Below are 10,408 nucleotides of genomic sequence, written 5' to 3' on the forward strand. Positions count from 1 at the left end.
CCCTTCGGAGGCCGGTCACCCTCAGTATCCGGCGCGCCCGCGCCGTCCACCACTCGTCCGGCTCAGCGGCCCAGCTGCTGCGGGGCCTGCGCCCGGGAGACCTGCACCTGGTGGCGGACCGTCTCCACGGTCGCGCCGACCCCGAGGGAGCCCAGCGCGACGGAGGCCGCAACGGCGGCGCAGGCGAGCATCCGGCGGTGGCGCCTGGGCAGCGGGAAGCGCGGTTCCGAGGCGGCGGGGACGGTACGGGCGTTCATGGCAGCGAGCATTCCAGTGAGGTGTTACGCGGTCGCGAAACGCGGGTGAAGTCTGGACGGGATCTTTGCGTCGGAACCGCCGCCCCCGCATCGCCGCAGGTCGAACGCGTGATCGTCGGTGTGCGCAACAGAGTTCCGCTCGCGGACTACTCGGGTGGGCGGGTCCGCTCCGGGTAGTCCTCGCCGACGCTCGCACCGACCGCGTCGCGCAGGCCGTGCGAGGGGCGGAGCCGGGACGGCCCGGCCGCCGGATCGGCCCGCAGCTCCCGGACCAGCGCCACGCACAGCGCCAGCATCACCAGCACGAACGGCAGCGCGACCAGGATGGTGGCGTTCTGCAGCGCCGTCAGCCCGCCGGCCAGCAGCAGCGCCGCCGCGACGCCCGCCATCAGCACGCCCCACACCACCACCAGCCAGGTGCGCGGATGCAGCGCCCCGCCGGAGGACAGCGAGCCGAGCACCAGCGAGGCGGAGTCCGCGGAGGTGATGAAGTACAGCATCACCAGCAGCACCGCGAGCACGCCGGTCACCGCGCCCAGCGGCAGCGCCTCCAGCATCGCGAACAGGCCCGCGTCCGCGCCCTTCGGAAGGGTGGCGACCAGGTCGGCCGCGCCGGTCGACTGCAGGCGGATCGCCGACCCGCCCATCACCACGAACCACACCGCCGTCGCGCCGCTCGGCACCAGCAGCACGCCGACCAGGAACTGACGGACCGTCCGGCCGCGGGAGATCCGGGCGATGAAGGTGCCGACGAACGGCGCCCAGGACAGCCACCACGCCCAGTAGAAGATCGTCCAGGTGCCCAGCCAGTCCTCGTCGGTGAACGCCCCGGTCTGAGTGGCCATCACCGCCAGGTTCGACAGGTAGCCGCCGATCGTCGACGGGAGCGCGTCCAGCACGAAGACGGTCGGGCCGACCAAGAACACGAACAGCATCAGCAGGCTCGCCAGCACCACGCTGGTGGTCGACAGCCACTTCACCCCGCGGTGCACGCCCGACATCGCGGACAGCACGAACGCCGAGCCCAGCGCGGAGATCACCACCAGCTCGACGCCCTCGGTGGCCCGGACGTCCGAGACGTAGCCCAGGCCGCCCGCGACCTGGATCGCGCCCAGGCCGAGGCTGGTCGCCGAGCCGAACACGGTGGCGAACACCGCCAGCAGGTCGATCACCCGGCCCGGCCAGCCGCGCACCCGCCGCTCGCCCAGCAACGGCACGAACGCCTCCGACATCCGGTTTCCCCGGCCCTTGCGGAAGGTGGTGTACGCCAGCGCCAGGCCGCCCACCGCGTAGATCGCCCACGGGTGCAGCGTCCAGTGGAACAGCGAGAACTCCAGCGCCTGCCGCGCCGCCGCCGGGGTCTGCGGCGCGAGGCCGGACCCCGGCTGCGGCTGCGCGTACAGCTGCAGCGGCTCGCCGACGCCGTAGAACAGCAGGCCGATGCCCATGCCGGCGGAGAACATCATCGCCACCCACGCCAGCGTGGAGAATTCCGGCCGCTCGCCGTCCCGCCCGAGCGGCACCCGGCCGAACCGGCTCACCGCCAGCACCACCGCGAGCACCAGGAAGACGTCCGCGGCGACCACGAACAGCCAGCCGAAGGAGTGCAGCACCCAGGCCAGCGCGGCGTCCGACGCCCGGCTCAGCGAGTCCTGGGCGAACACGCCCCAGGCCACCACCGCCAGCACGGCCGCCGCGCCGACCCCGAACACCACCCGGTCCAGCGGGAAGGCGTCGGCGTCCGGCGCGGTCGAACGACGGTCCGTCGGAGGCTCGGCAGGCGTGGACATATGACGCACTATGTCCACAGACCGGGCCGCCGCGGCGCACGGCGCGCCGGACGGCCGGCGGTCAGCGGGCGGCCGGCAGCGGCGGGGGCTCGTACGGGGTCAGCACCAGCCGGACCATCTCCTCCAGCCGGTTGCGGGCGTCGTCCAGGGTGGTCCGGCCGGTCACCCAGGCCGTCAACTCGCCCTGCCAGGCGTGCCCCACCATGTGCCGCACCAACTCCCCGGAGGTCGGCGGGACCTCCGGGATCACCGCCCCCAGCGCCGCCCGGTCCGCCCGCGCCAGCCCCTGCAGCGCCTCGCTGGCGAACGGATCGGTGGACGTCGCCACCGCCACCCGCAGCCGGGCCAGTTCGGGCTGCCGCTGGTACGCCCGCATCCCCCGCCGCACGAACCGCACCGCCCGCTCCGTCGGCGAGGCGCTGCGCCCCGCCCCCACCTCGCCGACCAGGTCGGCGAGCAGCAGCCGGTGCCAGTCCGCTATCGCCGCGGCCAGCAGGTGATCCTTGGACGAGAAGTACCGGTAGGCGGTGCCGAGAGCCACTCCCGAGCGCTCCGACACCTGTTTCATCTGGAGCCGTTCCACGCCGATCTCGGTCACCAGGGCCAGGGCGGCGGACAGGAGAGAGCCGCGGCGTTCGAGCTGACGGGGGGACATCGCCTCCACCGGCCGGGGTGACAGGTCAACCTTGGTCACCCGAACCATGATACGGGGCGGCCTGTCGCCGCGGTATGACGCACGTGGTCACCGGTGGGTGACGACCGCTCAGCCCTTCCGGCGCAGCTCGCGCAGCAGCGTCTCCTGCACCGCCGAGGCCACCAGCACCCCGTCCAGGTCGTAGAACTCGCCCATCGCCAGCCCCCGGCCGTCCGACGCGGAGGGGCTGCGCTGGGCGAACAGCAGCCATTCGTCGGCGCGGAACGGGCGGTGGAACCACATGGCGTGGTCGAGCGAGGCCAGCGACACCCGCGGCTCCTCCACCCGGTGCACCCGGTGCGGCTGCACGTGCAGCGCCGCGGTCGAGGCCAGCGTCAGGTCCGAGAGGTACGTCAGCGCGCAGACCTGCAGCAGCGGATCGTCCCCCGGCAGTGCGCTGCCCGTCCTGAGCCAGACGAACTGCTGCGGGACGCCCGGCAGTTCGGGCGGCATGCCGGGGGCGTCGGCCGGGACGAAGCGCATCTGCAGGGCGCGGAAGATCGCCGCGCCCGCGAACTCCTCCGGGGCGTCCCGCTGCCACGCCAGGTACGGGTCCGGCAGCTCGTCCGGGCCCGGCACCGGCGGCATGGTGCGCTGCCGGTCGCCCGAGGTCTCCGGCCGCTTGAACGAGGCCGACATGGTGAAGATCACCTCGCCGCGCTGGACCGCCGTCACCCGCCGGGTCGCGTACGAGGCCCCGTCCCTGGCCCGGTCCACCTGGTACACGATCGGCCGGCGCGGGTCGCCAGGCCGCAGGAAGTACCCGTGCAGGCTGTGCACCCGCCGGGCCGGCTCCACCGTCCGCCCCGCCGAGGTCAGCGCCTGCGCCGCCACCTGCCCGCCGAACGCGCGCAGCGGCGCCCCCGCGTGGCAGGAGCCCCGGAACAGGTTCTCCTCCAACTCCTCGATGCTCAGCAGCTCGGCGAAGGAGCGCAGCCCGGAAGCGGTCACGGGAGGGAGCGAGGCGGAGTCGGTCACCCTGGAAATGGTAGAACACGTTCCATTGGAGACCCGGTGCGGCCCGGGTCACGTCGCGCTGGACCACTGCGCCCGAGTTTGAGAATGGTCGTTCTTGACTGAGCGTTCTCGAATGCCTAGGGTCGTCGGTATGGGACGACCACGGGCTTTCGACGAGGCCGAGGCCGTACGGGACGCCGCCGTGCTGTTCGCAGAGCGGGGTTTCGAGGGGACCTCGGTGGATGACCTGGTGCAGCGGCTCGGCGTGCACCGGGGCAGCCTCTACAAGGTGTTCGGCAGCAAGCGGGGGCTGTACCTGGCGGCCCTGCGGCACCACCTCGACCAGGAGGTGCTGCCGACCGTCGCCGCCCTGGGCGCGGCCGGATCCGCGGCCGAGGTGCTGGTGCAGGCGGCCGGCGGGTTCGACGGCGGGGCGGCGGCCGGGCTGCTGCTGTCCGCGGCGGTCGAGCAGGCGGCCGCAGACCCGGACACGGCGGCACTGGTGGCCGAGGGCCTGGCGGCACTGGAGGCGGCGCTCCGCGGCGCGCTGGGGGAGGCCGAGGGGCCGCTGGCCCAGGCGCTGTGCGCGACCGTCCTCGGCACCCGGGTCCGGGACCGGGCGGCCGGAGCGCCCGGCTCCGCGGCGGCCGTCCTCGCGCTGGCCGGCCGGCTCGGCGCCTGACCGGCCGTCACATCAACCACCGTACGAGGGAGGGCACAGCGAGATGGCACGACTGTCCGTCGCCGAAGGCACGCTGATCGTGGAGATCGAAGGACTGGACAAGCTCTGGGCGATCCGGAGCCGGATCGAGATACCGCTCGGCAACGTTCGCGGCGCGACCGCGGACCCGGGCGTGGGCGCGGAGCCCAAGGGCGTCCGGGTCGGCGGCACCCAGTGGCCCGGAGTGATCACGGCCGGGCGGTTCCGCCGGGACGGCGAGCTGGTGTTCTGGGACGTCAAGAACCCGGCGAAGGCGGTGGTGATCGAGCTCGCCGACGAACGGTACGCCCGGCTGATCGTCGAGGTCGACGACCCGCGGGCGGCGGTCGCCCTGGTCGAGCAGGCCCTGCGGGCCTGAGCCCGCCCGCCCGCCACCCGACCGGCCCCGGCAGCGCGCGCTGCCGGGGCCGGTCGGGTGGCGGGCGGGCTCAGAACAGCGGGACTTCGCCCTCCTGGTCGGGCGCCTGGTCCGCGGCCGCGGGCCGGGTGCCCGCGGTGGGGCGGACGTCGGTGGCGGGCCGGACGTCGGTGGCGGGCCGGACGTCGGTGGTGGGCCGGGCGTCCGCGAGGGCGGCGTCCGGGCGGGGAGTGGCGCCGGCGGGCGTCAGGGCGGCCGGGGTGTTCGGCACGGTGGCCGGGGGCGGGGTCATCCCCTCGGGAACCAGCAGGTCCGCGCCGTTCGGGGCGGCCGCGACGGCGCGCCACCAGAGCTTGACGGCCGGCGGGTCGGCCGGCTCGAAGGGCCGGCCCGGGCGGGGGACGGCGAGCGTCGCCCCGGCGGCGTGGGCGGCGGCCACGGCCCGTTCGGCGGGCTCCTCCCACGGGTGCGGGGCCAGGTCGAAGGTCCCCCAGTGCACCGGCAGCATCAGCCGGCCGCCCAGGTCGCGGTGCGCCTGCACCGCCTCCTCGGGCGTCAGGTGCACCTCCGGCCAGTGCTCCGAGTACGCGCCGACCTGCATCATCGTCGCGTCGAACGGGCCGAACCGGCGGCCGATCTCGGCGAAGCCCGGGAAGTAGCCGCTGTCGCCGCTGTGGAACAGCCGGTGCCGCTTGCCCTCCACCACCCACGAGGCCCAGAGGAACTTGCCGCTGGGCCGCGGCCCGCGCGAGCAGTAGTGCCGGGCCGGAGTGGCGGTCAGCCGCAGGCCGTCCAGCTCGGTCGACTCCCACCAGTCCAGGTCGACGATCCGGCGCGGCGAGACGCCCCAGTGCTCCAGGTGCGCGCCGATGCCCAGCGGGACCGCGAACACCGCGTCGCCGGCGGCGAGGGTGCGGACGGTGTCCATGTCCAGGTGGTCGTAGTGGTCGTGCGAGATCACCACCACGTCCACCGGCCCGAGTTCGGCCAGCGGCAGCGGGACCGGGTGCAGGCGCTTCGGCCCGATCCAGTCGAACGGCGAACAGCGCTCGCTCCACACCGGGTCGAACAGCACCCGGACCCCGTCGATCTCGGCCAGCACGGTGGCGTGACCCAGCCAGGTCAGCCGCAGGCCCGAGGCCGGCGGCGTGGCCAGCTCGACCGGCAGCAGCCGGTGCACCGGCACCGCGGCGACCGGTGCGCGGCGGCTCGGGTCCGCGGCCAGCTTGGTGCGCATCAGCGCCAACGGGGTGTGCGCGTACGCCAGCCGACGGGTCGTCACCGGATTGCGGAAGGAACCGTCCACGAAGTGCGGCGAGTTGCGGACCTTCTCCCAGCGGCCGCCCCGCGGGTCGGCGCCGAACGCGTCCGTGCGCACCCGGTGCCAGGTCTCCCGGGGCAGCGTGCGGTACGAGCGCTTCGCGTCGCGCAGCGCGAGCCCGGCCTCGGCGGCCAGTTCGCCGGCACGGAACAGCCAGGAGACGGGGCGGGACACGGCACCTCCACGGTCGGACACCCGGACGGCGGCCCGCCCCAGGACGGAAGGACGCACCTCAGACCAGGACATTACCGACATAACCGGGTCAAACGCGGCAGGTGGCGGGCGGCGCGCCGCAGGTGTCGGGGCGGCGGGCGACCGGTGGCGGAACGCCGACGGACCGCCCCGAAAGACGGGACGGTCCGTGGTGCGGCGCGGTCGGCGGCGGGGCCTCGGGCGTCGCGGTCGGCGGTGTGGCCTCAGCCGGGGGCCTCGGGCGGGCGCAGCGGGCGGTGGGGCCTCAGGCGGCCGGGTAGAAGCGGGTGATGGTCTCCGCGACGCAGTGCGGCTTGGCGCCGGACTCGCTGGAGATGGTGAAGCGGACCACGGCCTGCACCCCGCCCGGCACCTGCTCCGCCGAGACCAGCACCGCCGTCGCCCGGACCGCACTGCCGACCGGCAGCGGCGCCGGGAAACGCACCTTGTCCGAGCCGTAGTTGAGGGCCATCGCGATGCCCTCCACCCCGTAGCACTCCTTCGCCAGCACCGGCAGCAGCGACAGCGTCAGGTACCCGTGCACGATCGTCCCGCCGAACGGCGTCTGCTTCGCCCGCTCCGGGTCGACGTGGATCCACTGGTGGTCGCCGGTCGCCTCCGCGAACAGGTTCACCCGGTCCTGGTCCACGGTGTGCCACTCGCTGGTGCCGAGTTCGGTGCCGACCGCGGCGGTCAGATCGGCGAGCGAGGCGAAGGTCGTCACGGTGCGCTCCACAGGTGCGTCGGGGCAGGACGGCCCCCGGCGGGGCCGACTCGCAGAGTATGCCTACTCGCCGGTCACATGTCAGGGGGCCCGGGCCGGGCCGTCCGGGCTCAGGCGCGGCGCCGGCCCGGGAGGGCCGGGGTCGCGGCGTCGGCGTCGGGGACGATCCGGCGGCCGGAGACCAGCTCCGGGGTGATCGCCACGTACTCCGGGCCCGGCTCCGGGATCCACGGGCGCAGGCCCGCGCCCTCCAGGGCGGCGCGTTCGCCGGCGTCCCGCACCACCTCCGCGCGCCCGTGCACCAGGACGCTCCAGCCGTTGCGGCCCGCCCGGTCGAAGTCGTCCACCTGGAACGCCGCCACCGTGCCGTCCAGCGCCCGCGCCACCCGGGTACCCGCCCGCAGCGCCAGCACCAGACGCCCGTCCGCGGCCACCCGGAACGCCACCGGGAGCACCGCCGGCAGTGCGTGCTCGGTGTACACCACCCGCCCCAGCGGCACGGTGCCCAGCAGGCGCAGGCATTCCGCCTCGCCCAGCGTCTCCACCCGCTCCTCACCGTCCATACCGACGATGCTGCCCCGTCCGCCCGGCCCCGAACAGGGCCCATGGTCCCTGAGCTGGGGCTCATCGGGCCGATTCCGCCCCGCACCGACACCCGGCGGCGATACCTTGGCCTCCGGTGGCCACCAGCCCGCCCGCGCCGACCGGCGGACGACCGGCGGACGGGCGGCCCGGTACGGCCGGGAAGAAGCGCGGCACCGGAAGAAGCGCGGCAGACGGGCGCGCCGCAGTCGAGGGGGCGGTACAGGTGAGCGGTGGCATCGAACTGGTGGTGATCGGCGCGGACGGCGGTCCCGAACGCGGCCACGGCGGCTCCGCCCGCGCCGCCGACGGCGCCCGCACCCTCGCCACCGCCCTCCCCGGCCGCACCTTCGACGCCGGCACCCGCGGCAGCACCGTCAGCCACCCGCCCGCCGACGCCGACGCCAACACCCTCCTCACCGCCCTCCGCCAAGCCGCCCAACGCCCGGCCCGCTGGCTGGTGGTCTGCCTGCTCGGCCAACTCGTCGCCGACCCGCGCGGCCGCCGGGTCGCCCTGGTCACCGCCGGCTCCACCCCCGACAACGCCTACCGCCGCGGCCTCGCCTGGGACTGGATCACCAGCGCCATGGTCCACGGCGCCCAGGAAGAGACCCTGCTGATCGTCGACGCGGTCGCCGACCGCGACAGCTGGGCCGCCCTGCAACGCGAGGACGGCGCCGGCGAACTCCTCGGCCACTCGCGCGTCCCGCTCTGGGGCCGGATCGGCCGCTGGAGCGCCGGCCGGCGCGGCCGCGACGGCGTACTCCCCGGCGCCGAGGGCTCGTTCAGCTGGGCCCTCGGCCGGGTCCTCGAACACGGCGTGCCCGGCGCCCCCGCCGCCGTCGGCCCGCTCGACCTCCAGCCCGCCGTGGAAAGCCAATTGGGCTGGGGCGAACCCGCCGCCGCCGGCGAGGCCCGACTGCTCGTCCCGCGTGACGGAGGACGACTCCTGATGCGCAATCGGGCCGCAGTGAGAGGTGCGCTCGCCGGATTGCCGCTTTCCGATGAACTTTTGGCGGTTCTGTGGCGAGAAAGTGCCCCAACGGATCCGCCTTCCGCGTAAGGTCAGGAGGTCCCGGCTGTTGCCGTGCCGGGGCGGGGTGGCGAAGAATCGACCTCCGAGCGACCTCCGAGCAACACGAGCAACACAGGGGACGGCAGACGAGATCAGCGGTTCGGACCCACCACAGGTCCGACCGCAACAAGGTGGGGCTATGCGGCAGCGCGGAATTCTGGTGCGCCCTGGGGCGGTTGGGATCAGTGGGCTACTCCTGCCATTCCTCCTGACAGCCTGCTCGGCCACCCCCACCGGCTCCACCGACCGCCTCGGAACCCCCGCCCCCAGCCTCCCCCGCGCCACCGCAGCCGCCACCGCCACCGGTGGCGCGAGCAGCGCGCCGGTCCCGGACGGCGGCACCGAAGGGCTGGCGGGGGGCGACGCCTTGACGACCTATCAGTACTGGTGGAAGGTCCAGATCGACGTCCTCGGGCGATCGGATTCGGACGGAAACGCGCTGCGCCAGTACGCCACATCGGCCGCGCTGAGTGAAACCCTGCTCTCGGTCACTCGGCTGCATGACGCGAAACTCGTCATGATCGGCGCTCCACGGACTTCCCCGATCGTCAAATCCCTTGATCTGCAGGCGAATCCGCCCACTGCCACGATCGACGACTGCGTCGATGTCTCCGACTGGCACCAGGCGGACGCCGACACCAAGCAGATCAAGGACCCGCAACAGCGGCTGTCGCGCTATCCGGCGACGGCCGTGCTGAAGAAATACGGAAACCGCTGGCTGATCGCCGACTTCACCCGTGAGGTGACCAAGACATGCTGAACTCCGCTTGGCGCGCCGCCATTTGTGTACTGACCGGCATCGGATTGGCCCTCACCGCTGCTCCGGCGAGCGCCGACGGTCCCATCATCACGCCGTGCGCGGAACTCTCGATCTGCACGGGTGCCCACGTCCCGGGCAGCACCGCCACGCCCGGCACGGGCGGTACCGGCGGAGGCGGCGGCGCTTCGACCTGTTCCTGGAACGGCGAGACCGTGCCGTGTTGGCGGGACGACCTGGGCTGGTTCTCGGAGGGCTGCTACTACCGGGTCGCCGATCCGCAACCGCTGCCCGGCGAACCCGTCTGGGACGGGCACACCAGCGCGGACGGTACGGTCTACGACCGGGCCTGCCTGGGCAATGAGGGCCAGGGTCCGGTCTTCCTCACGACACCGCCCCCCGCCCCGCCGAGGCGGTCGCCCCGGGCGATCGCCACCGACCTGCTGCTCCGGATCGACACCGGCAAGCCGGTGCTGCACGCCGCTCCGCAGGGCGACGCCGTGGTCGGTTCCCCGGTGTGGCTCTGGTTCGACCGGAACAGCGACGTCACGGGCCCGCTCAGCGAGAAGGTCACCGAACAGGGGGTCACCGTCATCACCACGATCACGCTGAAGAGCGTGACCTGGCAGGTGGACGACGCGCCGACGGGCAGTCAGGAGCGCAGCTTCAGCTGTGACGGTCCCGGCGCTCCGTTCCAGGCCGGCGGAACGCCGACCTGCAGTCACGTGTTCACCCGGAGCTCGGCGCAGCGTCCGGACCACGCCTACTCCATGAGCGTCCGGCTGAACTGGCAGGTGACGGCCAGGCTGGACAACGGCACGGCCATCGACATGACCGGCATCGACTGGACCACCTCGCCCGGCACCGTCCTGCGCGTCCCGGTCAATGAGGTGCAGGTGCTGAACTGATCGGCTCGGTGGCCGTGGCGACGAGGGTGCGGCTGCCGGGGGAGTTGACGTTCCATCACGAGTGAGAGGCCG

The 10,408-nt window shown here is 74.0% G+C and carries 12 protein-coding genes; 5 read left to right on the plus strand and 7 right to left on the minus strand.

Annotation, left to right across the window (positions count from 1 at the left end; translation table 11 throughout):
- Positions 1–62: 62 nt before the first annotated feature.
- The 4 genes from BX266_RS29885 to BX266_RS29900 form a co-directional block, all read right to left on the minus strand.
- Positions 63–257, minus strand: a complete 195-nt coding sequence (locus BX266_RS29885) for a hypothetical protein (protein ID WP_099904843.1) — start codon at positions 255–257, stop codon at positions 63–65.
- 146 nt (positions 258–403) lie between these two features.
- Complete coding sequence (locus BX266_RS29890) at positions 404–2,047, minus strand: BCCT family transporter (protein ID WP_099904845.1); 1,644 nt, start codon at positions 2,045–2,047, stop codon at positions 404–406.
- A gap of 61 nt (positions 2,048–2,108) precedes the next feature.
- Complete coding sequence (locus BX266_RS29895; protein ID WP_180290662.1) at positions 2,109–2,741, minus strand: TetR/AcrR family transcriptional regulator; 633 nt, start codon at positions 2,739–2,741, stop codon at positions 2,109–2,111.
- Between the two features lie 69 nt (positions 2,742–2,810).
- On the minus strand, positions 2,811–3,719 hold the full coding sequence (locus BX266_RS29900; RefSeq protein WP_259464917.1) for an acyl-CoA thioesterase II: 909 nt from the start codon (positions 3,717–3,719) through the stop codon (positions 2,811–2,813).
- Positions 3,720–3,849: 130 nt separating this feature from the next.
- Between BX266_RS29900 and BX266_RS29905 the strand changes: the two genes are divergently transcribed.
- A complete protein-coding gene (locus BX266_RS29905; protein WP_099904851.1) occupies positions 3,850–4,380 on the plus strand; it encodes a helix-turn-helix domain-containing protein in 531 nt (176 codons plus the stop codon).
- A gap of 43 nt (positions 4,381–4,423) precedes the next feature.
- Positions 4,424–4,777 carry a hypothetical protein gene (locus BX266_RS29910; protein WP_099904853.1) on the plus strand — a complete coding sequence of 118 codons (354 nt, stop codon included), beginning with the start codon at positions 4,424–4,426 and terminating at the stop codon, positions 4,775–4,777.
- A 70-nt stretch (positions 4,778–4,847) separates the two neighbouring features.
- Here the strand turns inward: BX266_RS29910 and BX266_RS29915 are convergent, their stop codons facing one another.
- The 3 genes from BX266_RS29915 to BX266_RS29925 all read right to left on the minus strand — a co-directional run bounded on the left by BX266_RS29915 (position 4,848) and on the right by BX266_RS29925 (position 7,577).
- Positions 4,848–6,272: an MBL fold metallo-hydrolase gene (locus BX266_RS29915; RefSeq protein WP_099904855.1), complete on the minus strand. Its 1,425-nt coding sequence runs from the start codon at positions 6,270–6,272 to the stop codon at positions 4,848–4,850.
- A gap of 283 nt (positions 6,273–6,555) precedes the next feature.
- Positions 6,556–7,014: a MaoC family dehydratase gene (locus BX266_RS29920; RefSeq protein WP_180290663.1), complete on the minus strand. Its 459-nt coding sequence runs from the start codon at positions 7,012–7,014 to the stop codon at positions 6,556–6,558.
- Positions 7,015–7,124: 110 nt separating this feature from the next.
- Positions 7,125–7,577, minus strand: coding sequence for a pyridoxamine 5'-phosphate oxidase family protein (locus BX266_RS29925; protein WP_099904859.1), 453 nt, complete (start codon positions 7,575–7,577; stop codon positions 7,125–7,127).
- Positions 7,578–7,822: 245 nt separating this feature from the next.
- Here BX266_RS29925 and BX266_RS29930 point away from each other — a divergent pair, with 245 nt between their 5' ends.
- The 3 genes from BX266_RS29930 (at position 7,823) to BX266_RS29945 (ending at position 10,336) form a co-directional block, all read left to right on the plus strand.
- Positions 7,823–8,659, plus strand: a complete 837-nt coding sequence (locus tag BX266_RS29930; protein ID WP_099904861.1) for a hypothetical protein — start codon at positions 7,823–7,825, stop codon at positions 8,657–8,659.
- A gap of 151 nt (positions 8,660–8,810) precedes the next feature.
- Positions 8,811–9,431 (plus strand): hypothetical protein, encoded by a 621-nt coding sequence (locus tag BX266_RS38975; protein ID WP_180290664.1) that lies wholly within the window; start codon positions 8,811–8,813, stop codon positions 9,429–9,431.
- Complete coding sequence (locus tag BX266_RS29945) at positions 9,425–10,336, plus strand: hypothetical protein (RefSeq protein WP_143687028.1); 912 nt, start codon at positions 9,425–9,427, stop codon at positions 10,334–10,336. The genes BX266_RS38975 and BX266_RS29945 overlap by 7 nt, the downstream gene beginning before the upstream one ends.
- Positions 10,337–10,408: the final 72 nt, after the last annotated feature.

Source organism: Streptomyces sp. TLI_171, assembly GCF_003610255.1.
Taxonomy (GTDB): Bacteria; Actinomycetota; Actinomycetes; order Streptomycetales; family Streptomycetaceae; genus Kitasatospora.